General features: G+C 58.8%; 22 protein-coding genes. 11 read left to right on the top strand and 11 right to left on the bottom strand.

The window, feature by feature from the left end; genetic code table 11:
* Window positions 1-7 precede the first annotated feature (7 nt).
* Window positions 8-1,021 carry a transglutaminase-like domain-containing protein gene (locus B9A24_RS09800; RefSeq protein WP_234997169.1) on the top strand — a complete coding sequence of 338 codons (1,014 nt, stop codon included), beginning with the start codon at window positions 8-10 and terminating at the stop codon, window positions 1,019-1,021.
* Window positions 1,022-1,249: 228 nt separating this feature from the next.
* Here the strand turns inward: B9A24_RS09800 and B9A24_RS09795 are convergent, their stop codons facing one another.
* Both B9A24_RS09795 and B9A24_RS09790 read right to left on the bottom strand, forming a co-directional pair.
* Entirely contained in the window at window positions 1,250-1,924 is a 675-nt protein-coding gene (locus tag B9A24_RS09795; protein WP_084445099.1) for a HEAT repeat domain-containing protein, read from the bottom strand.
* Between the two features lie 195 nt (window positions 1,925-2,119).
* Complete coding sequence (locus tag B9A24_RS09790) at window positions 2,120-3,802, bottom strand: S41 family peptidase (RefSeq protein WP_234997167.1); 1,683 nt, start codon at window positions 3,800-3,802, stop codon at window positions 2,120-2,122.
* A gap of 371 nt (window positions 3,803-4,173) precedes the next feature.
* Between B9A24_RS09790 and ruvX the strand changes: the two genes are divergently transcribed.
* The 6 genes from ruvX to B9A24_RS09760 all read left to right on the top strand — a co-directional run bounded on the left by ruvX (window position 4,174) and on the right by B9A24_RS09760 (window position 9,667).
* Window positions 4,174-4,584 (top strand): Holliday junction resolvase RuvX, encoded by a 411-nt coding sequence (gene ruvX, locus B9A24_RS09785; protein ID WP_084445095.1) that lies wholly within the window; start codon window positions 4,174-4,176, stop codon window positions 4,582-4,584.
* The gene (locus tag B9A24_RS09780; RefSeq protein WP_084445093.1) at window positions 4,581-5,222 is read left to right on the top strand and encodes a peptide deformylase; all 642 of its coding nucleotides are present in this window, start codon (window positions 4,581-4,583) and stop codon (window positions 5,220-5,222) included. The genes ruvX and B9A24_RS09780 overlap by 4 nt, the downstream gene beginning before the upstream one ends.
* A 30-nt stretch (window positions 5,223-5,252) precedes the next feature.
* Window positions 5,253-6,221 carry a zinc dependent phospholipase C family protein gene (locus tag B9A24_RS09775; RefSeq protein WP_084445091.1) on the top strand — a complete coding sequence of 323 codons (969 nt, stop codon included), beginning with the start codon at window positions 5,253-5,255 and terminating at the stop codon, window positions 6,219-6,221.
* Between the two features lie 10 nt (window positions 6,222-6,231).
* A complete protein-coding gene (locus B9A24_RS09770) occupies window positions 6,232-6,603 on the top strand; it encodes a DMT family protein (protein WP_084445089.1) in 372 nt (123 codons plus the stop codon).
* A 103-nt stretch (window positions 6,604-6,706) separates the two neighbouring features.
* Window positions 6,707-9,028 (top strand): patatin-like phospholipase family protein, encoded by a 2,322-nt coding sequence (locus B9A24_RS09765; RefSeq protein ID WP_084445087.1) that lies wholly within the window; start codon window positions 6,707-6,709, stop codon window positions 9,026-9,028.
* 36 nt (window positions 9,029-9,064) lie between these two features.
* Entirely contained in the window at window positions 9,065-9,667 is a 603-nt protein-coding gene (locus B9A24_RS09760; protein WP_084445085.1) for a pentapeptide repeat-containing protein, read from the top strand.
* Between the two features lie 25 nt (window positions 9,668-9,692).
* Here the strand turns inward: B9A24_RS09760 and pulA are convergent, their stop codons facing one another.
* On the bottom strand, window positions 9,693-11,711 hold the full coding sequence (gene pulA / locus B9A24_RS09755) for a type I pullulanase (protein WP_200813902.1): 2,019 nt from the start codon (window positions 11,709-11,711) through the stop codon (window positions 9,693-9,695).
* Between the two features lie 232 nt (window positions 11,712-11,943).
* The gene (locus B9A24_RS22965) at window positions 11,944-12,066 is read right to left on the bottom strand and encodes a hypothetical protein (protein WP_262490593.1); all 123 of its coding nucleotides are present in this window, start codon (window positions 12,064-12,066) and stop codon (window positions 11,944-11,946) included.
* Window positions 12,067-12,251: 185 nt separating this feature from the next.
* Here B9A24_RS22965 and B9A24_RS09745 point away from each other — a divergent pair, with 185 nt between their 5' ends.
* A complete protein-coding gene (locus B9A24_RS09745; RefSeq protein WP_084445081.1) occupies window positions 12,252-13,652 on the top strand; it encodes a hypothetical protein in 1,401 nt (466 codons plus the stop codon).
* On the opposite strand, the gene B9A24_RS09740 is transcribed toward B9A24_RS09745, so the two are convergent.
* Window positions 13,649-15,193 (bottom strand): sigma-54 interaction domain-containing protein, encoded by a 1,545-nt coding sequence (locus B9A24_RS09740; RefSeq protein WP_143434880.1) that lies wholly within the window; start codon window positions 15,191-15,193, stop codon window positions 13,649-13,651. The two genes, B9A24_RS09745 and B9A24_RS09740, sit on opposite strands and share 4 nt — an antisense overlap.
* Here B9A24_RS09740 and B9A24_RS21655 point away from each other — a divergent pair.
* The gene (locus B9A24_RS21655) at window positions 15,161-15,448 is read left to right on the top strand and encodes a multidrug efflux MFS transporter (RefSeq protein ID WP_143434879.1); all 288 of its coding nucleotides are present in this window, start codon (window positions 15,161-15,163) and stop codon (window positions 15,446-15,448) included. The genes B9A24_RS09740 and B9A24_RS21655 overlap by 33 nt on opposite strands.
* 6 nt (window positions 15,449-15,454) lie before the next feature.
* Window positions 15,455-15,916 (top strand): MFS transporter, encoded by a 462-nt coding sequence (locus B9A24_RS09735; protein WP_084445077.1) that lies wholly within the window; start codon window positions 15,455-15,457, stop codon window positions 15,914-15,916.
* A 130-nt stretch (window positions 15,917-16,046) separates the two neighbouring features.
* On the opposite strand, the gene B9A24_RS09730 is transcribed toward B9A24_RS09735, so the two are convergent.
* The 3 genes from B9A24_RS09730 to B9A24_RS09720 form a co-directional block, all read right to left on the bottom strand.
* The gene (locus tag B9A24_RS09730) at window positions 16,047-17,066 is read right to left on the bottom strand and encodes a hypothetical protein (RefSeq protein ID WP_234997164.1); all 1,020 of its coding nucleotides are present in this window, start codon (window positions 17,064-17,066) and stop codon (window positions 16,047-16,049) included.
* A 179-nt stretch (window positions 17,067-17,245) separates the two neighbouring features.
* Entirely contained in the window at window positions 17,246-18,631 is a 1,386-nt protein-coding gene (locus B9A24_RS09725; protein WP_159452015.1) for a M56 family metallopeptidase, read from the bottom strand.
* Window positions 18,609-19,010: a BlaI/MecI/CopY family transcriptional regulator gene (locus B9A24_RS09720; protein ID WP_084445072.1), complete on the bottom strand. Its 402-nt coding sequence runs from the start codon at window positions 19,008-19,010 to the stop codon at window positions 18,609-18,611. The genes B9A24_RS09725 and B9A24_RS09720 overlap by 23 nt, the downstream gene beginning before the upstream one ends.
* 361 nt (window positions 19,011-19,371) lie before the next feature.
* On the opposite strand from B9A24_RS09720, the gene B9A24_RS09715 reads away from it, so the two are divergent.
* Window positions 19,372-20,610 (top strand): alpha/beta hydrolase family protein, encoded by a 1,239-nt coding sequence (locus B9A24_RS09715; protein WP_234997163.1) that lies wholly within the window; start codon window positions 19,372-19,374, stop codon window positions 20,608-20,610.
* Between the two features lie 88 nt (window positions 20,611-20,698).
* Here the strand turns inward: B9A24_RS09715 and B9A24_RS09710 are convergent, their stop codons facing one another.
* The 3 genes from B9A24_RS09710 to B9A24_RS09700 form a co-directional block, all read right to left on the bottom strand.
* Window positions 20,699-21,817 carry a mandelate racemase/muconate lactonizing enzyme family protein gene (locus B9A24_RS09710; RefSeq protein ID WP_084445068.1) on the bottom strand — a complete coding sequence of 373 codons (1,119 nt, stop codon included), beginning with the start codon at window positions 21,815-21,817 and terminating at the stop codon, window positions 20,699-20,701.
* 228 nt (window positions 21,818-22,045) lie between these two features.
* A complete protein-coding gene (locus tag B9A24_RS09705) occupies window positions 22,046-22,420 on the bottom strand; it encodes a hypothetical protein (RefSeq protein WP_084445066.1) in 375 nt (124 codons plus the stop codon).
* A 321-nt stretch (window positions 22,421-22,741) separates the two neighbouring features.
* Window positions 22,742-25,225, bottom strand: a complete 2,484-nt coding sequence (locus B9A24_RS09700; protein ID WP_084445064.1) for a M1 family aminopeptidase — start codon at window positions 25,223-25,225, stop codon at window positions 22,742-22,744.
* Window positions 25,226-25,591 lie beyond the last annotated feature (366 nt).

Below are 25,591 nucleotides of genomic sequence, written 5' to 3'. Positions count from 1 at the left end.
TCTGTTTTTGATTACCGCGTTTACGCCTAACCCCAGCTTAGGGACGAAGCCAGCCCCCAAAAAAGCCCCCCAGCCGGTTCGCATACGCACTTTCGTATTCGAATACAAAACAACCGTTCGGGATTTGCCCCCCAGCGCCAGTGCCGTTGATCTGTGGCTACCCGTGCCGCACTCCGATAAGTCTCAAACTATTAGCGACTTAAAGATAGAATCTCCGCATCCGTATGAGGTGGTGAAGGCGCAGTACAACAACCAAATGCTGCGTCTGAAGGTGAGGAGTCCGTCGGCCGAGCCTTTCACCGTGTCGGTGCGCTTTCAGGCGGCGCGACGTGAGCACCTAAACCCGGTTGTGGCGCCTAAATCTGCTGATGCTGCCAGTGCTACCGAAGCACCGGACCCCAACATGACCCGCTGGCTCCAGCCCGACCGCCTGGTGCCGCTGGATGGCAAGATCAGGCAGTGGGCCAACGAGGTAGTGGCGCAAGCCAATGCCCACACCAACCTGGAGAAGGCGCAAGCCATTTATAACCATGTGGTTTCTACCGTCAAGTACGATAAAACGGGTCAGGGCTGGGGACGCGGCGACATCTACTACGCCTGCGATGCGCGCCGGGGTAACTGCACCGATTTTCACGCGGTATTTATCGGCTACTGCCGCGCCCTTGGCATCCCAGCACGCTTCAGCATCGGGTTTCCCTTGCCTCCCGAGCGGGGCACAGGCGAACTAAAAGGGTATCACTGCTGGGCAGAGTTTTATACCCCCGAAACCGGCTGGGTACCCATCGACGCCTCCGAGGCGGCCAAAAACCCAGCGCAACGCGCTTACTTTTTTGGAGCCCACGATGAGAACCGGGTTGAGCTGACCCGCGGCCGCGACCTTACATTGGCCCCCAGCCAGCAAGGTGCCCCGCTCAATTATTTCGTTTATCCCTACGCCGAGGTTGATGGGCAGCCATTCACGAGTCTGGAGCAACACTTCTACTATCAAGACCTAAAATTGCCCCCCACCAAGCGTAAGTAGCTTTTCCTGGCTTTAATAGCAGTTTCACGAACAATGTAGAGACGAGAATACGCGTCCCTGCACTGGTTGTAGAATTGCTATATCTATGAGTAACAAAGCGAAAAATCACTGCCATTCAGCCTTAAATCACAAAAAGGCCAGTTGTTCCCTACGTAGGGAACGACCGGCATTTTGCTTGATAAGTACTTAAGTATAGTAGAGTTTTAGCAAATAGAGATAAATAGGAAGTTACTGTTTGGCTACTACCAACTCGGTAGCGGCTTCGCGGACGTACTCATTCGAATCGGTACGCAGAGTGGCTACCAACTCGGCGGGCAGGCTATGCCCTGCTGCTTGCAGCGCCAGCACACTAGCTAAGCGCATGTAGGCATCTTCGTCGGTGAGGCGCGGCAAAGCGTACTCTACCGCTTTCGCAGGGTGCAGGTCCGACAAAGTATTGAGCGCGTACCGGCTGACCAGCTTATGATCGTCGTGGCAGATGAGGAACTCCATCAGCTCCGTACGATGCGGAATGATATAGTGCGCTACGTGCTCAGCGGCTAAGTACCGCGTATGGTAAAGCGGCGAAAGCAAGCCGCGCTCCAGGAGAATGGTGCGGCGAGCGGGCTTAAGTGTTTCGAGGCACTCATACAGAACATCCTCGTGCAGATAGTCGGCCGTGATGGCTTCCAGCAGCAGGTCGATGCCGCTCACGTCGCCCCAGCCGCCGTTCTGTTTTTCAATCTCGGATATGGTGGCCCGATGCAGATCACTGCGGTAGCGCCGACGCTCCATGGTATCGTGGTCGTCATCCCAGAAGTTTAGCTTCAGTTCTTCCACCAATACTGTTCCACCTTGCCGCCGCGCCATATAGCTCCAGAATTGCTCCAGAGCCTGCTGTAAATCTTTGTTTGCGTCGCTCATTCGTTTTCCAAAAAAAGGTTACTTGCGTCTACCATAACGGCGGGGCTTTCCACCAAAAAAACAGCCTAAGCAGGTGTTGGAGCACTATCAACAATCACTTACTAATCAATCAATTGAAGTGGCGATAACCTATCTGTCTCCTGCCTCAATTCAATAAGCTACATGGCAGAGACCGGTGATAGGCAAGAACTATGCTCAGTTGCCCGTAAGCTGAGCCGTACTCGTATCAATGGCGCGTAGGGCCTGCTGGAATTCTATGTCCTGCTCAGCCAATACCGTGTAATAGGCATTTTTGCCATAAGCTATCCGCGCGATGTGCGCCTTGAGCTGCGAGCGCAATAGCGGAGCCGCTCGACGCAATCCAGCCGCATCGGCCGCCAGGCCCGTACGGATCGCTAAAGCGCTTAAAGCCTGGAGTTGCGTATCCGTGACACGAAACGACACATTGAATTGCTCAAAACGCAGTCCTTCCAGCTCAGCCTGATGGTCCTGGTAAAATTTTAGAGCGAATTCACGCACCAGATTGCGGCTTTGCAGACGGCGATAATACTTTGAGAAAGCCGTGGTATCGCGGGGCACGAACAAGTCGGGCATGATACCGCCGCCCCCATACACCGTGCGGCCGTGCATCGTACGATACCGCAACGAGTCGGCGAAATGAATGCTATCGGCGTGGAAATACTCGCCTCGGCGCTGGCGCGTGGCCAGTTCCTTCTCATACTCAGCGTGCCCACCCTGATATGATTTCTGAATGGAGCGACCCGAAGGCGTGTAATAGCGGGCAATTGTCAGGCGCAGCTCGGAGCCATCGTTCAGGGCGATGGGCTGCTGCACCAGGCCTTTCCCAAAAGTGCGACGACCTACCAGCAGAGCCCGATCATGGTCTTGCAGAGCACCGGCTACTACCTCTGCAGCCGAGGCGCTGCCTTCATCTACCAGCACTACTAGCGGGCCTTCTTCGAACTCACCCAGCACGCGTGAGTAGGTTTGGGTATCGTATTGATCGCCCTTCCCATCGGTATACACGATTTTGCGGGTGCCGGCAATAAACTCATCGGCCATTTTGGTGGCCCGGTCGAGGTAGCCGCCGGGGTTGCCCCGCAGGTCCAATACCAGGCGCGACATGCCCTGACGGTGCAGGTCACCCAGTGCCTGCTTGAATTCCTCGTAGGTATTGTTGGCAAACCGGCTCACCTTGATATAGCCCGTCTGATTATCAACCATGTAAGCTACTTCCACCGAGCTATTGGGTACCCGCTCGCGGATTACCATCACGTTCAGGAGCTTGGGCGAGCCGCGGCGCTGAAGCTGAAGCTGCACACGACTGGCCCGCGGGCCGCGCAGCTTGCTGTACATCTGCTCGGTGGTCATGTGCACGCCCGACACCGCTTCGCCGTTAACGGCCAGCAGCTGGTCGCCGGGGCGAAGACCAGCATGCTCCGCCGGGCCGCCACCCAGCGAAGCTATTACTGTTACCGTATCCTGAAAGATATTAAACTCTACGCCTACACCGTCGAAATCACTTTGCAGAAAGGCTGACGCCTGAATTTGGTCTTTTGCTGGAATAAATACCGAGTGTGGGTCGAGACGCTCCAACATACGACCAATAGCATAGTCAGACAGCGCTTCAGCATCGACTGAATCGACATAATCGCGGTCTACGTAGCTCAGAATCTCCTTGAACTTCAGGTAGCCCCGCGAGGTGCTGTCGGGATTTTGCCCCGATGGTTTGAATGGATTAGCTCCTACCAACATACCGCCGGCTAGCACCAACGCTAGTAGCCATGGCTGCCGCACATGGAAGCGGGAAGCACGAGGCGCCGACATCGGAGTAAGCTCCGGAGCAGGCGTCGAAACAGTGTTCGACTTGGCGTTCATAAAAGGCTGGAAGAGTAGATGTTTTAACTATAAATGGGAGTTAGCGACAAGGCAACATTCCAAATCTATTAAAACTATTACGGGAAAACCATGCCCATTATTAAGCGTTTATTATTTTCAAATAACAATGCAATTTTATATTTCGTAATACATATTTATAAGATAACTAGGTGATAAAGCCATATATATGCTAAGGTGCGCTATAAAGAGCATAGTGCTTTATATATGACTTTTTCAATAAAAAGGATAACTGCCGCGTTTTACTTGTATTACCTTAGATCGAGTTGACGTTTCGGGCAATAGAGATGAGGGCCGTATCTTTGGGGCGGGTAGCGGCGTTACCGCGCCCCCTTTTATTTCACCTTGAAGCGATGAGCCGAATTCTTGCCATTGACTACGGCAACAAGCGCGTGGGACTGGCCGTAACCGACCCGTTGCAGCTCATTGCGACGCCCCTCGAAACCATCCATAGCCAGGACCTGTTGGCATACGTGCAGGCGTATCACCAACGCGAGCCGCTGGCCGCCATTGTGGTCGGGATGCCGCGTACCTTGCTCAACGAGCCAACGGATGTGACAAGCGCCGTGGTTGGTTTGGTGCGGCGTTTGCGGCGCGAGCTGCCGACCGTGCCGGTGCACGAACTTGACGAGCGCTACACCTCGCGCATGGCGCACGCGGCAATGCTGGCGGGGGGGCTTTCTAAGAAAGACCGCCGCGATAAAGCCACGGTCGACCGCGTGAGTGCCACGCTTATTTTGCAATCTTTCCTTAATTCCCGATGATTTACCCCATCGTTGCCTTCGGCGACCCGGTGCTGAAAACGCCCGCCAAAGCCATATCAGCAGATATTGAGGCTCAGGAGCTGAAACAGCTCATTGCCGATATGTTTGACACCATGTATCACGCTCGCGGCGTGGGCTTGGCCGCTCCGCAGATTGGACGCGGGGTGCGCTTGTTCGTTATTGACTCGGCGCCTATGCTGGACGATGAGGATGAGGATGAGGACGAGCAAGAGGCCGAAGAAGAAAACGTGGAAGCCGTGCAAGTCTCCGAAAATGCCCCCCAGGATCAGGCCGTGAAGCGTGCTTTCATTAACCCCGTGATGGTGAGCGAAACCGGTGAGGAATGGGGCTTCGAGGAAGGCTGCCTGAGCATTCCGGGTGTGCGGGAGATGGTGTTCCGGCCGGCCAATATCGTGCTGCGCTACGAGGACGAAGCCCGCATGGTGCGCGAAGAGGCTTTCTCCGGTATGACTGCCCGCGTTATTCAGCACGAGTACGACCACCTGGAGGGTATTCTGTTCACTGACCATTTGTCGGGCTTCAAGAAGCAGCTGCTCAAGGGCAAGCTCACCCGCATTAGCAAGGGCGACGTGAAGGCCGATTATCGGCTTCGCTTCGCGGGGCAAGGGCGGCGCTAAGCCGAAAGAATTTGCCCCCAGCTACCGATCATGAAGAAACTCCCGCTACTTCTGTTGCTCCTGCTACTGCCTTTGCAGCCGCGGGCGTGGGGGTTCTTCGGCCATCGGCTTATCAATCGGCTGGCAGTGTTTACGCTGCCAGCCGAGCTGCTGGGGTTTTACAAAAAGCACATCGATTACCTCACCGATCATGCTACCCGTCCCGACCAGCGTCGGGCCGTGGTGCCCGGCGAGGCCGCACGTCATTTTCTGGACGTGGATGCCTACGGCGACAGCGCCCTAGTGCGTTTGCCCCGCAGCTGGGCCGACGCCGTGGCGCGGTATGGCGAAGACACGTTGCAACGGCACGGGATTGTGCCGTGGCATGTAGCCCGCATGCAGCTCCAACTGACGGAGGCTTTTCGGACCCGCGACGCCGACCGCATCCTGCATCTTTCCGCCGATCTGGGTCACTACGTGGCCGACGCCTGCGTGCCGCTGCACAGCACCCGCAACTATAACGGGCAGCTGACTAACCAGCGGGGCATTCATGGGCTGTGGGAGAGCCGCTTGCCCGAGCTGCTGAGCGCGAACTATGACTTCTTCACCGGCCCGGCCCCTTACCTGGATAACCCCACCTTCAGCATCTGGGAGGCCGTGGGGCGCTCCAACGCGGCCGTAGACTCAGTATTGCGGTTTGAGCAGGAGCTGACCAGCCGTTTTCCCAATGACAAGAAATATGGCTTTGAAGAACGCGGTGCCCAAGGTGCCGTGCGGGTGTATTCACGCGACTTCAGCCGCGCTTACCATGAGCGCCTGCACGGACAGGTGGAGCGGCAGATGCGCCGGGCGGTGCAGCTGGTGGGGGCTTTCTGGTACACCTGCTGGGTGAATGCCGGCCAGCCCGACCTGACCAATTTGCCCCCCGGCATTTCCGCCGCCGAGCAGCGCCGCCTCGATAAGGAAAGCACGGACCTGAAAAATGCCCCCCAGCGCAGTATTGCGGGCCACGAGGAGTAACCCGGCATCTATGAAAGCGCTTTATACCATTCTGCTGCTCACCGTCTCCAACCTCTTCATGACGTTTGCCTGGTACGGGCATTTGCAGTTTAAGAAGATAACCTGGCTGCACGGTTTGGGGTTGGTAGGTGTGATTCTGGTGAGTTGGGGCCTGGCGTTTTTTGAGTACGTGTTTCAAGTGCCGGCCAACCGTATTGGCTTCGCGGAAAATGGCGGACCCTTTAACCTGTTTCAGCTCAAGGTTATTCAGGAGGTCATTTCGTTGAGCGTATTCGCGCTGTGCGCGGTGTACATTTTCAAAACCGATAAGCTAGCTTGGAACCATGTGCTGGGCTTTGGGCTGCTGGTGGCGGCGGTGTACGTCATCTTTCGCAAATGGTAAGCTAAACGGTAGTGCCGCCGGAAAGCGGTAATTTGCTGACCAGTCGCGCCAACTGGCGTCGGCCCGCTGCCCCTGGGGGGCTTTTTTGTGCTACTTCCTATTTATGCTACGTAATTGGTTTCCTTTTTTCGGCCTCCTGATCATGGGGCTCGGCTGGCCTGCTTTGCCGGCGCAGGCTCAGAAAGTTGGTTTGGTGCTAAGCGGAGGTGGCGCAAAGGGATTGGCGCATGTGGGCGTATTGAAGGTTCTGGAAAAGAACAAGATACCGATTGACTATATCATCGGCACGAGTATGGGCTCGGTGGTGGGCGCTATGTACGCGGCTGGATATTCGCCCACTGAGATTGAGAAAATCGTCATGGACCCGGACTTTCAGTACTGGGTGTCGGGCGAGCAATTGCAGGATAAAAGCTTCAATTACCTGAATGCCGACGCCTCGCCGGCGGCCCTGCGCGTGGGCGTGGCCATCGACTCGTCGTTGAACACGCGCATCTCGCCCAACCTGATCAACGACGTCAACCTAAACTTCGCGCTGGCCAAGTTTCTGGCCCCGGCCGCCGCTGCTGCCAACTACGACTTCGACAACCTGTTTATTCCCTTCCGCTGCCTCGCCGCCGAGGTGTTTACCCGCAAACAGGTAGTGCAGGAGAACGGCTCGCTCGCTGATGCCGTGCGCAATTCGATGACAGTGCCCCTGGTCTTTCGACCCATTCGCAACCTCGATGGCCGCTATCTCTTCGACGGGGGCATCTATAACAACTTCCCCACCGACGTGATGCGGTCCGCGTTTCAGCCTGATATTATCATTGGGGTGAACGTGGGCGATGTGGCGTACAAAAAATACCCTTTCGAGAAGGACGACGAGCTTTTGCTGGGTTCACTCGTGTTTTTGGGCGCTGATGTCGCCGATACGCTAGCCGTGGGTCCGAACGGGGTATTTATTCAGCCCGATCTAGAGGGCTATGGCGCCACTGATTTCGACAAAGTGCGCGAGCTGATTGAGCTGGGCGAGAAGGCAGCGCAGGATAAGCTCACGCAGATGCTGCGACGCATCCCGCGCCGGGTCGATACACTGGCGCTGGCCAGCCGTCGACGCGAGTTTCAAACGTTGGCCCCCGGTCCTGTCTTTAAGCGCATTACGGTGCAGGGCCTAAGGCAGAAGCAGAACACCTACGTGAGCCGCTTTTTCCGCCGCGAGGGGCGCAGCTACTCCATCGATGAGATTGAGGAAGGTTACTACCGCCTGGCCGCCGACGACTTTTTCCGCAACATCTATCCGCGTATTCGCTACGATAAAGACCAGCAGGGCTACGTTTTCAACATCGATGCCCGCCAGAATAATAACCTCTCGGCTGAAGCGGGCTTTGTACTGGCTACCAGAGCCGTGGACAATATTTATGTGGGCCTGGAATATCGTTGGCTGACTAAATACCTGTATTCGGCGGCTGCGAATGCCAACTTAGGACGTTTTTATAACGCCGTGCAGGGCCGGTTCCGGGTTAGCATCCCCGAAAAACTGCCCTTCTTCGTGGAGCCCAGCGTGACCTACAACAACTGGAGCTACCAGCAAACCGGCGGCCTGCTGGGGCGCGATATTCAGAATACGCTCATCGAGCAAAGCGACCTGGCGCTGGGCGTGCAAATCGGGATTAGCCCCCGCTACCGCAGCCGCGTTTCATTTGAGGCTGGCTATTTTGGCAACCAAGATAACTACGCCAACACCCGGGATGTATCCTCCAGCGACGTGCTGGACCGCACCAGTTTCCGCGGCCTGACATCGGCGCTCCGCTACAGCCGCAACTCTCTAAACCGCAAGCAGTATCCTACGGCCGGACGCCGGGCGCTGGTGAGTATACGCGGGGTGCAAGGCACCGAGATTTACAGTCCCGGCTCCACGTCGGTATTCGCGAATGAATACCACAACCATCATCAATGGCTGCAGTTCTCAGCTACCACGGAGCAGTATTTTATGCTGCCGAGCAAAAAACAGGTGTGGGGGTACTTCGGGGAAGTAGTAGTCAGTGGGCAGACTCGCTTCGCCAACTACCGCTCTTCTATGACCACCGCGCCGGTATTTTCTCCTTTGGTAGATTCGCGCACCTTATTTTTGGATAATTATAGGTCACCACGCTATGCCGCTGCTGGACTGCGTTTTTCGCAAAGCCTACTGGCCAGTAAGCTGGAATGGCGCTCCGAAGCATTCGCTCACCTAGTGTATAAGCCTCTGCGCGATAGCGAAGGTCAGCGCGCCATCATGAACGCTGGCTTCGACCGGCCCCGCCTGACGGCCAGCACGGGCTTCGTGTATCAAACGCCGCTTGGGCCGCTGGCCTTGCACGGCATTTATTACGACGACTCCGCCAAGCGCTTTGGGGTGTTTGGCCACATCGGCTACCTGCTCTTCCACGGCCGGTCGCTGGACTAGGTGCCGTGGTGAAGCCGCATCATTTTATCTTTTTCTATGAAACCACGGCGCACTACTGCGGCTGCCCGCAAACCAATTATTTTTCTCGCCGAGAATGTGTTTGAGCGCTGGACGGCGGCGGAAATTGCCCCCCAGCAGGAGATGGAGCAATACCGGTTCGTGGCCGGCAATTTCTCGGGCGCTGACCTGACCAATAAGCGCTTTATCGACTGTCGGTTTGAGCAATGCAACCTGTCGTTGGTCACACTAGCGGGCGCGGGGCTGCAAAATGTGGAGTTCAGCGAGTGTAAGCTTTCGGGCGTGCAGTTTTCGGCCTGTCGGGAGTTGGGGTTTGAGGTAGGTTTTGCTCACTGCCAGCTTCCGTACGCTTCTTTCCACGGCAAGCGTCTGCGCGGTACCCGCTTCGCTCACTGCGTCCTGACCGAGGCAGATTTTTCCTACGCCGACATGACGGAAGCGGTATTCCAGGAATGCACTCTGACCGGGGCGATATTTGAGCAAACGCAGCTTGTCGGAGCCGATTTCACGACGGCCTCCGGTTTCCTCATCGACCCTGAAATAAACGCAGTGAAGAAGGCGCGCTTTAGCCTGGAAGGCTTGCCAGGGCTGTTGAGCAAGCATGAGATAGTGGTTGAATAACCCATTATTGAGGTCCGTCTGCTCTCTATGGCTCCACTAGAATCATAGCCGTACTGGGGGGCATTTTCAGGGTAAGCGGGGTGCTACTGGGGGGCATTTTCTCGATGCCAGTTAATACAACTTGGTCGCCGCGCAGCACCATGGTGTACTGGCCAGCCGGCACCACTACTGAGGCAGCCGTGCGGTTGCCATTGAACACCACCACAATATTTTGCCACTCGTCGTCCCCGGCGTGGTCGCGCAGGCGGTAGGCAATGGTGCCGGGGGGCAAATCGGGCAGGAATTCGAGGTGCTGCTGAATCAGCTCGCGGGTGGGCAGGCGGAAGGCCGGATGCGCCCGGCGTAAGGCCAGCAGTTGCTTATAAAACTCGTATACCGGCGCGTAGCGGGCTTTGCGGCCCCAGTCGATCTGGTTTACGCTGTCGGGCTGATCGAAGGAATTGTGGGAGCCGCCTTTGGTGCGCAGGAACTCGTCGCCGATGGGCAGAAACGGGATGCCTTGGGAGGTGAAGACGATGGTATTGCTGAGCAAATCACGCTGAATCAGCTCTGCTTCGGTGGCCCCGGGGTTGGAGGCTTGCAGCTTGTCCCAAAGGAGCTGGTCGTCGTGGCAGGCTACGTAGTTGATGGTTTGGGCGGGCGAGGCGGCCCAGGGTGCTTTGCTGTAATTTACTTTGGTGTAATCCAGCTGCGGGTGCTCAGTGGCGGCCACGATGCCGAACTTCACGCTCTCCTCCAGGCCCGGCTGCCCGCTGGCGAAGCCCGCCTCTGTGTGCCGGGCGTAGTGCCCGCGCACGCCGTCGCGCAGTTCGTCACTGAAGGCGGCCACGCGGTCCAGGCGCGACACATTAACCTTCACAGCCCGCTCGGTTTCGGGCAAGGGGCTGGTTCCGGCCGCCCAGCCCTCGCCGTAGATCAGAATACTATGATCCTGCTGATCCAGGGTTACGCGCACGGCGCGCATGGTTTCCAGGTCCAGCACGCCCATCAGGTCAAACCGAAAGCCATCGGCGTGATACTCGCGGGCCCAGTACGCCACCGACTCCACGATGAGCTTGCGCACCATAGGCCGCTCAGACGCTATTTCGTTGCCGCAGGCTGTGGCGTTGGAGAGGCTGCCATCGGCATTGTGGCGGTAGTAGTAGCCGGGCACGAGCTGCTCGAAGCTGGTGCGGGCTACGGCGGTGGCGTGGTTATACACCACGTCGAGCACCAGGCGCAGGCCGCGCCGATGGAGGGCCTGCACCACCTGCTTCAGCTCCCGGATGCGGGCGGCCGGGTCGGCGGGGTCAGTAGCGTAGGAGCCCTCCGGCACTGAAAAGTGCAGAGGATCGTAGCCCCAGTTATAGCGGTTTTCGCTCAGCTTGCTCTCATCAATGGAAGCGAAATCGTTGGTCGGCAGCAGATGTACGTGGCTGATGCCCAGCTCCGTGAGATGGCCCAGGCCGGTACTGACGCCCTGGGGGCCTCGGGTGTTGCCTTCGGCCAACCCTGCGTACTTGCCTTTCTGCTCTATGCCCGATTCGGGGTGCATGGACAGGTCGCGCAGGTGCAGCTCCCCGATGATGACGTCGGTGGGTTTGGCCAGCATCGGGCGCCGGTCATCGGGCCAGCCGATGGGGTTCACCATGGCCGGGTCGAGCAAAGCGCCGCGCTGCCCGTTCAGGCCCACGGCGTGGACGTAGGGGTCGGGCACTTCGGCCAGTTTTTGCCCCCCAATGGTGGCCTGCACCACGTAGAAGCGGCCGGCGGGTCGCGGCGGCAAAGTATAGGTCCAGGTCCCGCTTTCGGCCTTTTGCATGGCAACGTCGGTTACCGGCGTGCCGCCCGTGCCGGCTTCATAGAGCTTGAGGTGAAGGGCCTCAGCCGTGGGGGCCCATACCCGCAGCGTAGCGCGGCCTTCCCGGAACGTGAGGCCCAGATCGGGGCCGTGGTAGACGGGGTAGCTGGCAAAATCAGGCAGCGCGGGCCGGGCTACGGTGGATGGCCGGGCGGCGCAAGCAGTCAGCAGGAGCAGCACGGGCAGCAGGACAAGTGGTTTCATAGAGCCGGATTGATGCGCCTAAGTTCGGTTTTCGGCCGCACTTGGCGAGGCTGGGGGGCAATTTTCCGTCGCCCGTGGGTGAGCTGGCCGCCGCGCGAGCCAACATGGGCCGGGGAGCAAATTGAGCTGCAATCCCAGGTGCCGATAATAGGTTTAGCGCCTGCTCCGAGCCACTTTTGGGCACGAAAAAGCCCGACTGCTGTACGCGAGTCGGGCTTTCGTAGCTGGCAGCTTACTTCTGCTGCGTCGTCTTTTTCTTGCCGTCGGGCTTGTCTTTCACGGTCTCCTCGTTCTTCTTTTCCTTATTCTTGGTGGCGGGGTCGGTATGCTTGGGCGTGGATGTGGTAGTGGCCATGAGCGTTGGTAGTAAGATGGATAGATAGCCTTTGTACGAGGAAAAAGGAAAAAACGGCAGGTTTTGTGCCTCCTTATTCACTTTAGCCCAAACGAACAAGCAGCAGAGCCACCACCACTTTGCCGTGGGGTGTTTTTCTGTACTTTCGCCCAATACCATTTCACCTTCTGCTGATCTTGACCGTGATGAGAATCATAGTATTCCGCCAGGTGGCGGTCGTGCTGGCGCTGCTACTGGGCACTACCGTTTCGGCGCAGCAGCTGCGCTTTGAGAAGGACTCCCTAGGTCAGGTACTCCGGCGGGCTCAGCAGCTCCAGAAGCCGGTGTTTCTGCTGTTCAGTGCCCCGGCACCACCGCCCGGCACCCCGAAGGAGGATGTCGAAAAGCGTTATGGTACGGGCCTGGATGACGCGGCCGTAGCAGCCGTATTACAGCGTGATTTTATGCTGGTGAAGGCTCCTGCTTTTACCAGCGCGGCGGGCCAGAAGCTGGCGCGCCGCTACTACGTAAGCGGTTTTCCGACTTATCTCTACCTGCATTCCGATGGCACGGTGCTTCACCGTAGCTTTGGCAATACGCACGAGGCGCAACGCTATCTAAAAGACATTGAAACGTTTCGCCAGAAGCTGGCCAGCCCCGATAACCTGAGCCGCCTGGAACAGCGCTACGCCCAGGGTGAGCGAAGCGCACCGTTTCTGCGCCAGTATATCTTGGCTCGGCGTAGCATAGGCGCGCCCATCAGTGCTGCCTTGCTAGATGCCTACGTGCAGGAATTGCCAGTAAAAGCCTTCGACCAGTTTTCGGAGGTGGTGTTTGTGCATGAGTGTGGCCCGGTGGTCGATAGCCGGGCGCATAAGCTGGCTCGTCTTAATCAACGATTGGTGGACAGCTTGTACACCACATTGCCGCTCGCGCGGCGGTCGGGTATCAACAGCCTGATTATCAGCAACACCATTCAGGATGCTATCGAGCGCCGTGATCCCAAGCTGGCCATGCTAGGATCAAACTTCGCCCGCGGCTCCTGGAACGCGACCCGTAACTACCAGATGGGTGCCCGCGTCTACGATCAGAACATGATGCGCTACTACCGGGCCGTGGGCGATACAACGCAGTATCTTCCGATGCTGGTTCGGTACTACGAGCAGCAGTATATGGCCACCCCGGCTGATACCGTACGGCGCCGACAGGCGGCCCAGCGTACTTTACGGGGGCCTTTTCAAAATCCGCCACCCTACCCCAACCTGGCCAAGCGCGACTCCACGGCAAAAGTGACTTGGGTAGAATCCAAGTTTAAGGGCCCGGACCTCTATGCCGTTGAGCTGAACAACGGAGCCTGGAGCCTTTACCTGACCGGCACGCGGCGCAGCAGCTACCTAGTGCAAGCCATGCGCTGGAGTCAGCGCACCATTGAAGTTGATCCTCAAGCCGCTTATTATGACACCCTGGCTCATCTGTTGTACACACTTCGGCTGAATACGGAGGCTGAAGCTACTCAGCAAAAGGCCATCGATCAGGCAAAAAAAGAAGGCAAGCCAATAACAGGGTTTAAGGAGGAGTTACGCAAAATAAAAACCCGTACGCTCTAGCCGGACAAATCTTCTACTCCCACTATTCGCCGGATGCCCAGCTTTTTCATGCGAGCTTCCAGGGTTTTGGGGTTGATGTCGAGCAGAGCGGCGGCACCGTTGGGACCGCTCACCCGGCCGCCGGTGCGGTGCAGGGCGGCCAGAATGTGGTCGCGCTCCTGATTCTTTAGCGTTTTTAGCGGGGCATTGTCGAGCTTCGCCGCCGCTGGGCTGCGCGTGGCCGAGAAGCCCCCAAACTCCAAAAATGCCCCCTGCGACACGATAACTGCCTGCTCCAGCACGTGCTCCAGCTCCCGCACATTACCGGGCCAGGTGTACTGCCGCAGGGCGCGCAAATCCCGCTCGCGCAGGCCGCGCACGGGCTTGGCCAGCTTGCGGCTGAGCCGGTCGAGGAAATGGCGGATAAGCGGCTCAATGTCCTTAGGCTGCTCGCGCAGGGCGGGCAGTTGCACGGGGAAAACATTGAGCCGGTAATACAGATCGGCGCGGAAGCGGCCAGCGGCTACCTCATCTTCCAGCACCCGGTTGGTGGCCGCGATAACGCGCGCGTTGGTTTGAATAACGCGCCGGCCGCCAATGCGCTCAAACTCTTTCTCCTGCAACACGCGCAGCAGCTTGGCCTGCAAATCCAGCGGCAGCTCACCGATTTCATCCAGAAAGATGCTGCCGCCGTCGGCCAACTCAAACTTGCCGATGCGCCGGTCGTGAGCGCCCGTAAAAGCGCCTTTTTCGTGACCAAAAAGCTCACTTTCAATTAACTGGGCGGGCAGGGCGGCGCAGTTGAGCTTAATCAGGGCGCGCTCCCGGCGGGGCGAGAGGTTGTGGATGGCGCGGGCTACCAGCTCCTTGCCGGTGCCCGTTTCGCCCGTTACCAGCACCGTCGTATCGGTGGGCGCTACCTGCGTAATGCGTACCTGCACCTGTTGCATGCCGGCGCTCGGCCCCACGAAATCCTCAAACTTGCCCGTGGTATTTATCTCATCAATCAGGTAGGTTTTCTCCTGCTCCAGCTGCGCGCGCAAAGCCTCAATCTGCTCGAAGGCAAACACGTTCTGCACCGCCAGCTGAATCTGAGGCACCAGATTCAGCATCAGGGCCAGAGTGTCGTCGGTGAAGGCCAGGGGCTCTTTACTGGAAAGGATGAGGGCGGCCGTTTGCGCGTCGTTCACGTCCAGGGGCACGCACAACAAGGCCTGCGTGCCCCGTTGGTCGCGGATATAGCGCAGCAGGTCGTAGCGCTGGGTCAGCGCCTCAAAATTGCCCCCCATGTACACCTCCGGCCGCGAAAACAGCTCGACTACTGCCTGCCTGGCTTCTTCGGCGTTGGGCAGGTCGTCCCAGCGGTTCTCGTTGAGGGGTCCGAAAGTGCCGTCAGCGGCTTTGCCAAACTCAGCAAATGCCCTTCCCGGTGTGCTCAACAAGCGCACGCGCACGCCGAAATAGTCGCAGGGCACCACCCGATTTATTTCGGTGGCAATGGCGCGAAACAGCTCGCCGCGCTCCTTAATGTGGAGCAGAGCGTTATTCAGGGCCAGCTGCATGGTAGTTTCCTGCTCCCGCCGCGCGATGTCCTCGAAGGCCAGCGCATCCTGGGCTTTACGGCCGCCCAAACCGGGTATCTGCTGCTGCCGGGCGCGTTGCTATCGGGCTTTATGATGCCGGTGGTGGGCAAGATGATTCAGGGCGGCATACCGCAGAAGTATATTCTGCCCGTGGGCTTCGCCAGCTTCTTTTTCTTCTCCTACTGGATGAGCACGCGCATCACGCCCCTGGCCGGGGAAAGCGACTTTTTCTGACCGCTTATGCTGCGCGGCTTCGGTTTGGCCCTGCTCTTTCTGCCGATCACCACCATGTCCTTGTCGGGCATCAGCGGCAAGGATGCCGGGCAGGCCGCCGGTCTTACAGGCATGATTCGCCAGCTGGGCGGCTCGTTTGGCGTGGCGCTGGTGGGCACGTACCTGGACCGCTCCATATTTCAGAACCGCGTGTCGATGCTCCCCAACATCTCCCTCTACGACCCCGAAACCCGGCAGCGTCTGCAAGGGCTGGTGGCCGGGTTCATGGCTAAAGGCGCCAGCCTCATGCAGGCCCAGCAGCAGGCCTACGCCGCGCTGGAAGGTGCACTGATGAAGCAAACGGCCATCATCACCTACGCCCAGACCTTCCTGCTGATTGGCGCTTTCTTCCTGCTTTGCCTGCCGCTGGTACTCATTATCAAGCGCAACCGCCCCGGTCAGGCCGTCGACCTCAATGCGGCCCACTAGCGGTGAGGTGTGAGATGGTGAGTTTGCTATTCAGGCCGTACAATAAAAAAGCCCCCCGGAGTTGCTCTGGGGGGCTTTTTTTTATGTCAACGTGAATGGTAAACTCACCACTCACCACTTCACCATTTCACTATTGATACTGCACGTACAGGGGCGTGGGCGTGAGGGCGATTACTTCTTTGGGCGTCATCAGGTGGGAGTTTTTGGGCTTGATGTCGTACTCGTAGAACAGCTTGAAGCCGGTATACTGCACAGGCTCCCGCTGAATGTAGGCCTTGTAAGAATCCTTTTTCAGGGTCGGGTCGCCCCAGCCATCCATGTGCATCACGATCTGCACGCGCGGGTCGGTCTTAATGTTTTTGTAGTTCGTAAGCATGCCCTGGGTAAAGCGGTGTACGGTGAGCACCTTGGGGGGCAATTTGTTCTCGCTCACGATGCGGGCCAGAAACTTGACGGCGAAGTTCACGTCTTTCGCGTCGTAGGTGCCGATTTTCTTGCCGGGGCGCACACCTTTGGTTTCCATAGCAAACTCGGGGTCGATGCCCAGGTGTACGATGGGGTCCTTCAGGTAAGGCTCCAGCTTGTGCAGCTCGTTTTCCAGGTTGCTCAGGCCCACCTGCACGTCCAGAAACACGATGCAGTTGTGCTCCTTGCCCCACTGAATAACCTCCTCAATGGTGGCTTTGGAGTTCATCAGGCGGTATTTGCCGTCCTTGCCGGCCGCGCCCTGGGCCGTAATGGTCACGTTGTGAATAGCCCGCTGCACCGGAATGCTGGGGTCGGCGGCTTCCCACTCCTTGATGACTTTATCAAACTTGCGGAACATCTGCTCCTTGGGCTCGCGGCCCAGAATACCCATGCCCTTCGCCCGGATATTGCCATAAAACGCCACGATGCGGTGGCCCGGCAAAATGGCCCCCGGCAGCTGCCCGTTGGCCCGCACGATGGAGTCGGCCTTGAGCGAGTCGCGGCGCATGGCGGCCAGCTTGATCTGCATCGTGTCGAGGGGTGCGGGGCTGGCCGGCGCGGCGACTTTAGCGGCGGTGCTTTCGCCATCGGAGCGGGTGCCGCAGCCGGGCAGCGCGGATAAAGAGAGCAGGCTCAGGGAGGCGGCCACTACGGCGTGGCGGGGTAAAAAGGAGAAGGACACTGAATACATCTTGATTAGAAGGCCAATAACTATCCGCAAGTTAGCTCATTTCGGGCGGTTCGTATAAAGCCAAACGCAGAAAGGCCCCGACAGCGGCCGGAGCTTTTCAAGCGGTTTCTCCTTGAAATGGGCCAGAAAGAGCCGGCAGCAGATACCCCCAACTCCGTCAGGCCGGCTACTTATCTGCTTTTTGCGGGGGCACTTAGGGCAAATTGAACGGGCACCATAAAGCGCACAAACACTGGCTTACCATCTTGCTTGCCGGGCGTAAATGGCGGTAGTTGGCGGACTGCATTCAGCGCTGCTTCGTCGCAGCCTGATCCTATTCCCTTCTCTATAGAAACATCTCCTACTTTACCATCTTCATCAATTATAAAAGCAATGATAACTCTGCCTTCCACCTTGTTGCGCAAAGCCTCGGCGGGGTATTGAAGCTTGCTTTGAATAAAGGATACGATATCATTATTGTTGCCAGTGCGAAACAATGGCATCTCTTCTACACTGGTATAGACTCTGTTGAGTGTGGGCGGCGGCGGCGGCGGCGGCGGCGGCGGCGGTGCCACGTCAAGTGCTGGCGGCGGAAGCGGCGGCGGCGGAGGGGGTGGTGGCATTTTCGCGTTCTGCGTAGCAGCGCGAGTGGCCGGAGCGACGGTCTCCGTATTTCGCTCGCAGGCGACGGTGAAAGTTAGGAGCGCGACCAGCGGCAGCGCGAGCCACTGTTTCCAGCGGCGGATGGGGGAGGTTCGGTGAATCATGGCAATGCGACGTAAGGTTTGGGAATGAGAAAAAGAGTGCGCAAGCGGAAGGGAGAAACCGAGGCGGGTGGCCACTTGCCGGGCCAGCAGATGAGTGTAAGAATGCGGCAGTAATACAGCCTCGGACGAGGCTGCGGCTTCGGGGCGGAGCGCCGCCTCATCGGCCAGAAACTCGTGGGTGAGGATAAGCGCCCGGCTACAGAGGTGGGCAAACGGATTGAACCAGAGCACGGCGCGCACCACCTCCAGCAGCAGCCGGTCGTAGGTGTGGCCCTGGCGCACGTGGGCCAGCTCGTGGTCTAGTACCTGACGGGCTTCGGCGGCGCTCAAGGGCAGCGTTTCATCCCAAAAAACCACCGGACCAAAGGAGCTGGTTGGTACCCGACCCTGGATGCGGACCAGCGTATAGCCGGCGCGCTTTTCGCGGGGCAGCGTGCGGGTAGCCAGCCATAGCTTGCCCAGTCCGACGCCCAATTGCACTACCGCCGCCAACACGCCGACGGCGTAGGCGACCTGCCACCAGAGCGCCCAGTCCACGCCGGCGGCGGTGCCCGCTGGCCTTATGTGCGCAGCGGGCAGCAGCACGGTGGCGATGCCCGGCAACGTCGCGGCCGGACCAGCACCCCAGCCCGCGGGCCAGGCCAACGACACCAGCGGCAGCCCCGCCGCCAGCAGCGGCCCCAGCACCAGAAATGCCCGGTTGTAGGCAAAGCTGCGCTCGTCGCGCAGGGCTATTCGGTAGCAGAGCCACCACGCGCCCAGCAGCACCGTGCTGAGCACCATCCAGTTAAGCAGGCTGATCGGGTTCATCGGAGTCGGCGGTTGGGGGTGGGGAAGCATGGCGCAGCAGCTCGTCGAGCTGGGCCGCGTCGAGGTTTTCTTCCTTCGCGAAAAAAGAAACCAGCTGGGGAAAGGAATTGCCGAAATAGCCCCCCAGCAGCTTGCGCAGCGAGAAGCGGCGGTACTCATCCTGGGCGACCAGCGCGTGGTAGCGGTGAGTACGTCCGAAGGCCTCGTGGCCCACGAAGCCCTTCTGCTCCAGAATGCGGATGATGGTGGAAACGGTATTGTAGGCGGGCGGCGGGGCGGGCATTTCGGCCAGCACGTCCTTCACGAAAGAAGGGCCGCGCTGCCAGAGCACCTGCATGACCTGCTCCTCGGCGCGGGTGAGCTCAGGGAAGGTTTGCATGAGAAAGGGAGTTATTGAGATAAACTTACAACTAATATTTTAGTTAAACAACTAATTCTTTAGGTAACGGAATGTTTGGGTTGAAAAGTGGCGCTGGGGAGTGGTGGTGCGGCTTTTCCCGTCGTAGTATCATTATCGTTGGCCGCCAGAAGTTGCACGAGTGGTAGTACGACTCTTTCTGTCTACTACCACTATCGTTGAACAACGTCGTTCAAGCATCCGCAACGATAGTGGTACCACGACAGAAAGAGTCGTGGTACCACACCCGCCAGGGTCATCCGTCCTTTCCTGGCGGCACGAAATCTTTTGGGCTAAATAGTGTTGAGGGTAAAAATTGCCCCCCAACTTCATCTGACTGTCTTTGAGAATTCGAATTCACCGCTTGCCTTATCTCGCTTTGCTGCTTTGGCTGAGTTTGCTGGTCGCGCCGGGCCTGAGCTGCACCAAAGAGCCAGCCGCCCTTACCGCGGCGCCGACCCTGCCGGTCGCGCCGGCTATTCTAGCCGAGAGCAACCGCCTGCTGAGCAGTACCCTCATTGGCGAATACACGCCCACCGAGCTCGCCAAGCGCGTACCCAATTTGCCCATCGTTAGCGCCCTCACCCGGTATTCCATCCGGGTATACCGGCTCACCTATACCACGCCCAACACCGACGGCCAACCCATAACGGCGTCGGGCGCGGTGCTGGTGCCGGTGGCCGCCGAGGCGTTGCCGCTGCTGAGTTACCAGCACGGTACCATTTCGCCCAAAGATGAGGCCCGGGCTCCCTCCTACTACCGCCCCGGTGGCGAAGTCTGGACGGCCATCTCGGTGCTGGCCTCCTCGGGCTACCTAGTGGCAGCCCCGGATTATATCGGCTATGGCGCTTCCAAAAACCTGCCGCACCCGTACGAGCACGCCGCGTCGCTGGCCTCGGCCTCGTTGGATATGCTGCGGGCCGCGCGGGAGTTTTGCCAGCGGGAGAAGATTCAGCTCAACGATAAGAACTTTCTGCTGGGTTACTCCGAAGGCGGCTTTGCCACGCTGGCCCTGCACAAGCTGATGGAGGAAAAGCACGCCCCAGAGCTTACCGTGACGGCCAGCGCGCCGGGGGCGGGGGCGTACCATAAGTCGGCCTTCGCCGACTATATTCTGAAGTCCGAGCAGTCCCTGAACTTTCTGAGCTCCTACGTATGGGTGCTGGACACCTATAATCGGGTGTACCACCTCAACCGGCCCCTCACCCAGTATTTTCAGGAGCCCTGGGCTACGCAGCTCCAGGCCAATCCGTTTGCCAAAGTGCCGGAGATGGCCCGGCAGCTATTCACGGAGCCGTTTCGGGCGGGTATTCTCAACAAAACCGACCAGCCCATGACGGCGGCCTTCCGCGCCAACGACATCTACGACTGGCGGCCCCGCGCCCCGTTAGCCCTCTTCCACGGCACCGCCGACGACTACGTGCCGTTTTTCAACTCCGAAGACGCCTACAAAGCCATGCGCGCCCGCGGCGCGACGCAGGTAGAGTTGCGCCCGATCAAAGACGGCAACCACTTTTCCTCCGTGCCCCAGTACACGCTGGAGGCTCTGGCCTTTTTTGGAGAATTTCAGGAAGTGAAGTAGCCCTCGTGGTCGAATAGCCGCCGCGCGGCGGCTATTCGACCACGAAGAAAGTAGACAGGTGGCTGTTGACTACTGATTAAATTCTTTATCACTCAATCACCTGCTTTTCGGCGTTTCGCAGATACTCTTCATTAATAATGGCCCCCAGGCCCGGCACGTCAGGAACCTCGATTATGCCATTAGGCCGATAGCAAATGCCCCCCAGCACGGGGTCTTCGGTGTACATGAGGGGCGTATCGAAGTCGCAGTGGCGGATGGCGGCGCTGGTGAGGGCCAGGTGGGCGGCGGCGGTCATGCCCAGGCGCGATTCCATGAAGCCGCCGACTTGCAGGGTCAGGCCGGCGGCCTCGCCCAGCTCCACTATTTTCCGGGCCCGGTGCAGCCCCGACGACTTGCCCAGCTTGATGTTGAATTGGGGGCAGGCGCGCAGCTGAATCAGGCGGGCCGCGTCGTGCTCGTCGCCGCAGCTCTCGTCGGCCATGATGGGAATGGGCGACGCGGCCGACACGCGGGCCAGGTCCATAAACAGGTGGCGGGCAATGGGCTCTTCGCAGTGGGCAATGTGGTAAGGTGCCAGGGCCCGCAAAACGGCAATGGCCGCGTCGGCCGTGTGCCAGCCCTGGTTGGCGTCGATGCTGAGCAGGTGGTCGGGGCCGATGCCCGCGCGGATGGCGCGGATGCGCGCCACGTCGGCCTCCAGGGTTTCGCCCAGCTTTACCTTGATGGCCGGAAAGCCCTGCTGCTGAAACCGGACGGCATCGGCTTGCATCTTGGCGGGCGGCCCCAGGCTCACGGTCATGTCGGTGGTGAGGACTTTATCGGATTTGCCCCCCAGAAAAGCGTAGAGCGGCAGGCCGGCCTGCTGGGCCGCAATGTCGTGCAGGGCGATGTCAAACGCGCTTTTAATGCTGCTGTTGGCGTAGATGATGCGGTTCATAATGGCCAGCGCCCCGGCAATATCGAGGGCATCGTGCCCGTGCAGGCCGCGGGCCAGGTATTGAGCCACGACAAAGCAGGTATCGACGCTTTCGCCGTTGATGGTCAGGTAGGGACTGCACTCGCCGTAGCCGGTGCAGCCGTCGGCCGTGCGGATCCGGATAACCACATTTTGCACCTCCTTGATGGGGCCCAGGGAAATAATAAACGGCTCGTGCAGGGGCAGAAAGAGCTTGAAAATCTCGATGGAGCGAATCGCGGTTGGCAGCATGCGGTAAAGCTAACTAACAGCGCAGCTTTTCAAACTGTAGCACCTGCTTGCGCAAAATGCCCCCCACGCCGGTTTTTGCGATGGGGCCGCGTCTGAAGCCTGCCATTCCGAGCGCAGCGAGGAATCTGGGTAAAACTGGTAAACAAAGGCCTTCAGATTCCTCGCTGTGCCCGGACTGACAGTAGCCTTTTCTGCGAGCCTCTTTGTGCTACCGCTACAAACAGAAAGCTACCGCGCCGCCGACGCTCGGCTACTCATTAGCGCCTGGCGCAGCCACACGCCGGCCAGCGCCGCCATTCCCCCCACCAGTCCGCCCAGCACGGCCGTTACCAGCACCAGCAGCCAGCCATTACCGCCCAGCGGCAGCAGCTCGGCCACGCGGTGGCTCAGGTGGCCGTCGTTCCGGATGTTCAGCCAGGCGGCCATTCCCAGCCACCCCAGCCCGATACCCGCGAAACCCGCCAAAAAAGCCCCCCAGCCCCGGCGACCCAGCCAAAATGCCAGAACGAAAGCCACCGGCGTGATGCTCCACCACGGCAGGAATAGCTGGGCGATGCTACCGAGGAGCAGAATCAATAGGAACAACTTCAATGAAGTGGACATAAGGCGGTGATTATGCGGTAAAGGTATTTAGCGGCGGGGCTTGTAGTGCAATGTATGCATGAACGACCCACGCGGCCTGCCATGCTCCATCTGGCGGTCATGCTCCATCTGGCGTCCGCTTGTCCAAGCAGCTCTACCGCTTCGTTGAGCAGTGATTGAGGTTAGTACTCGGTAGAGATGCTTCGACAAGCGGACGCCAGATGGAGCATGACCCGACCTCAGCATGACCGCCTTTTTATTGGTAAATAGCCCTCCTGCGTCAGCACGCGAGATGCTTCGCTGCCGCTCTGCATGACGCTCTTCTAGCTTCCTGCTCCTATTTTACTTCGCTTGCTCAATTTCCTGGACTGCTTTGTCTAAGGCTTGCTGGGCCTGGGCAGCGTTGGGGCCGGTTTTCTTGTCTTTCACGGCTTGCAGCAGCGGGATGATGGCCTTGTCAGCCCCCTGACTTTTGAATTGAATGGCCACGGCTTTAATCCGATCGAGGTTCTCGGAGAAGGCTGTCGGGTCATCGAGGCGTGTCATCATGGCGAGCATACCTTCCAGCAGCATGGCTTTGGTGCGGGGACTGCCCGCATCGAATCTGTCGCGGATGTAGGGCCACTGCGCCGCGCCGCCGTGGGCGGCATATACCTCCGTAATAGCCGGGGTGAGGCCGCTGCCTTTATCAGCTTCAAATGCCTTGGCCTGCGCCAATGCTTTGGCCGGACTCACCTCCGCCAGCGCCCGCAGCGCGGCCCCCTTCACGGCATACGACTCACTTTTGAGCTGCTGGGCAAACAGCTTCTCATCGCGCTTCTCTTTGATTTTGCCCAGGGCCAGCAGGGCTTCGGCCCGCACTACGGTTTCCTTGTCGGAAGCGGCCAGCTTGCGCAAAACAGGCGTGGCGGCCTTGCGCAGGGCGGCATTTTCCAGGTTCAGGGACTGAATCGCCAGCATCCGCAGACCATAGAACTTATCGTTCAAACCCGCCAGCAAAACCCCGCGGGCGGCGGCTTCGGTGGGCTTGGCCTGGGCCGCCACGATGGCCTCGTGGCGGTCGACCAGCCGGGGGGCATTTTTGTACTGATAGGCGTAGGCGGCCAGGGGCTTATTATCCGTTTTCTGCCAAACCATGGTCTTGGTGGCGTCTACGTTCACCAGGTCGGGCTGGGCGGCCACGGGGAACTCCAGGGTTTCAGTGGGCTGGCGCAGCACCACGTTGCGACGCTGGGTTTTGCCCCCCACGTACAGATCAATGGCCAGCGGCAACGTAAACGGCTCGCCCGGCTGAGTTTGCTTCACCGTCACGGACTGCACTTTGCGGGCCGCATCCCAGGCGTAGTCGATGGTCACGATGGGGTGGCCGGGCGCGAAGTACCACTGGTTGAAAAACCAGTTCAGATCCTGGCCGGAAGCGGCTTCCAGGGCCAGGCGTAGCTGATGAGCCTCGCCGGTGCCCAGGGCGTTTTGGGTCAGGTACTGCTTCAGGCCGGCGAAAAACACCGGGTCGCCGAGGTGGGTGCGCAGCAGTTGCAGCACGGCCCCGCCCTTCTGGTACGACACCAGGTCAAACATTTCCTCCTTGTCGTCATAGTAGAAGCGCACCAGCGGCTTCACGGCGTCGCGGGGGCTGCCGAGGTAGCGGCGCAGGTAGCGGTAGTTGTGGGCATCGGCGGCATCCTGGCCGTACTTGTGTTCGGCCCAGAGGCCTTCGCTGAAGTCGGCAAACGACTCATTCACAGTCAGGTTGCTCCAGCTTTCGGCCGTCACGTAGTCGCCAAACCACTGGTGAAACAGCTCGTGGGCAATGACGGAAAGCCCTCCGGCGTAGTCACGGTCAAGCATCTGCCGGGGCGTCTGCTGCACGAAGTCGCCGTGCAGGGTGGCGGTGGTGTTTTCCATGGCCCCGCTCACGTAGTCGCGCACGACTATCTGGGCGTACTTATTCCAGGGGTAAGCCACGCCGAGCTTTTGGGAGAAAAACTCCAGCATTTCGGGCGTATCGCCGAAAATCTGCTTGGCGTAGGGTGCGTAAGCGGGTTCTAGGTAATAATCGACGTCTTTGCCCTGCCACTTGTCCTTCGTAATCTTAAAGTCGCCGATGGCCAGCATGAACAGGTAGGGCGCGTGGGGCTGCTCCATTTTCCAAGTGTCGGTGCGCAAGCCCGCACCCGCCGGTTTCTGGCTTACCAGCGCACCATTGCTCAGCGTCACGTACTTACTAGGCACGGTCAGGCTGATTTCCGAGGTCGTTTTCTGGTTGGGCCGGTCGATAGTAGGAAACCACACGGAGGACGCTTCCGTCTCGCCCTGAGTCCAGATCTGCACGGGCTTGCCGGCCACGGCGCTGTCGGGGTTGATGAAGTACAAACCCTTGGCGTCGGTAATGGCGGCGCTGCCTTTGGTCTTTAGCTCATCGGGCTTGGCCGTGTACTCGATATAGACCGTGTAGTCGGTGCCGGGCGCTACCGTTTTGCCGAGGTTGATGCGCAGGTTTTGCCCGTCGGCGTAGCTGTATTTCAGGGGCTGCTGGTTGCTGCCATTTACCAAGGCCACCGTTTTGATGTCCATGCCTTTGGCATCAAGCCGCAGGGAGTCGGTGGGATAGGCGTAGGGCTTCAGGGTCAGCCAGGCTTTACCGTAGGCGTAGCGCTTTTTGTAGTCGAATTGCAGATCGAGCTTGGTGTGAACCAGGGCGTTGATTTTGGGAGCCGTTTCCTGATAAGCGGCGGGCGCGGCGGCTTGCGGGGCGGGGGCGGGTCTTTGGGCCAGGGCAGCGGCGGTGAGCAGCAGGGCTGCGGCGGTGAGGTAGCGTTTTTTCATGAGATGAGGAGAAAGAGATAGGCAGGCGTTGGAGGAAGTCGGTGTGTAAAAGCTGTAGTTAGCCCGTCATGCCGAGCATTCCGCGCATCAAGTGGCGACGAAGCATCCTGCCTGCAATAGTATTGTCATGCTCCATCTGGCGGCCGCTTGTCGAAGCATCTCTACCGCTTCGTGGCAGTACCATTGAGGTTGAAAACCAGTAGAGATGCTTCGTGGCCTCAGCATGACACGGTTAGCTTGGCAACGTCAGCACGCGAGATGCTTCACGTTGCTCTGCATGACATTCTGATTAAGGAATGTTAAGGGCACCCTAGTTACTCAAAAGTTGCTTGCTTTCCCTTCGCAATCCACTTCTGAGCAAGCTTA

The sequence above is a fragment of the Hymenobacter roseosalivarius DSM 11622 genome (assembly GCF_900176135.1).
Taxonomy (GTDB): Bacteria; Bacteroidota; Bacteroidia; order Cytophagales; family Hymenobacteraceae; genus Hymenobacter; species Hymenobacter roseosalivarius.
Note: the sequence above shows the minus strand (reverse complement) of the source record. Positions and strands in the feature narration are given on the sequence as shown.